This is a genomic window from Oleiphilus sp. HI0132 (assembly GCF_001635845.1).
Genome location: NZ_LWGJ01001295.1, coordinates 1 through 1,447 on the forward strand (window position 1 = coordinate 1; position 1,447 = coordinate 1,447).

The 1,447-nt window shown below is 44.6% G+C and carries 1 protein-coding gene; it reads right to left on the reverse strand.

The features are described from left to right. Positions 1-1,391, reverse strand: a 1,391-nt coding sequence (locus tag A3766_RS19720; protein ID WP_068642825.1) for a thiamine pyrophosphate-binding protein, incomplete at its 3' end; no start/stop codon positions are given. Positions 1,392-1,447: the final 56 nt, after the last annotated feature.

The window sequence follows — 1,447 nt, forward strand, 5'->3', positions numbered from 1 at the left end:
GCCGTTGTAATTTCCATGCACGTCATCAAAAATGCACCATCACCAATAATACTGACAACGTCTTTTTCAGGATTAAGAAGCTTTGTTCCGATAGTCGCAGGGACAGCATAACCCATGCAATTGAAGTCGGTAGGCGAAATCATGGTTCTCGCTGTATGAATAGGCATAAGTTCTGCCGTTAAGAAGGTATGGTTACCGTCATCAACCACTACATAACCGTCATCAGGCAGCCTTTTCCTTAAGGCATCAAAGAATAAAGCTGGATTAACACGAGAACCACTATCGTGCTTATACCACTCTTGTTTATACGAAGCCTTTTGCTCTGAGATGAGCTGACTCACTTCCTTATAACGCGCATCAAAACAGATATTATTCTCATGTATTTTAGCTTTGAGCTTACGTAATAACGCGGGCAAGACCTCATTTGCATCTCCCTGGATCGCTACTTTCGCTGGGTAGTTTGTATTGAGAACTTTAGGGTTAATGTCAATATGAATCAAAGATTCAGGAACCGTAACGCCAAAGCTACCTGTACCAATTTCTCCAAAACGAGTCCCTACCGCAAGCAAAGCGTCGCAATCTTCAAATGCTTTCGTTGCGGCAGGCACTGCTGCAGCCCCAAAACTCATTCCCGTATGCATAGGATCATTTGCCGGAAAGGAGCTTAAGCCTTGCAAGGTAGTAGATGCCGGTGCGCCAAGCAAGCTAGCGACTTGCGTAGCAACATCAGAAACGTCCACCGCTCCCCAGCCCAAAAACAATCCGGGCTTATTAGCCTTAATTAAGATATCGACCGCTTCATCTAGCTGCTGTTCAAAATGACCAGACTCGACAAGCGCCTTTTCACTTAAAAATTCGGCATACGTTATTTGTCGTTCAACCTCCGCCGTATAAAGCTGTATATTCACTGGTATCTCAACAAATACTGGCCCTGGTTCGCCACTCGTCGCAATTTCGTAGGCTTTATATAGCGTTCTAATAATATCTTTCTGGTGAGCTACCTTAAATGTTGCCTTGGTAATTGGCGCTAGCATCGCATGCTGATCCATATCGTGAAGCTGGTATTCAAAGTCTGAATCGCTCCGCACACCACCCGACAACACCAGCATTGGAATACCGTCAAGAAATGCTTCGCCAATACCACTAGCTGCATGCGTAGCGCCTGCCGCAGGAACGATAAGCATTGCACCAACCGTATCACTGGTTCTACTAACAGCATCTGCCATGAACGCGCCACAGCCTTCATGAGTAACGAGCATAGGCTGAATGGTGGCCGACTTATTTAACTCATCATAGATCTCGGTATTGTGAACACCCGGTATACCAAATGTATGTGAAATCCCAAGTTGCTCGAGTGCATACCTAACTAGCCAAGCGCCTGTTTTCTTCATGTATCACCTTTAAGATTCTTTTTTCTATATAAATTTATTACAGGGAAAATGTATTA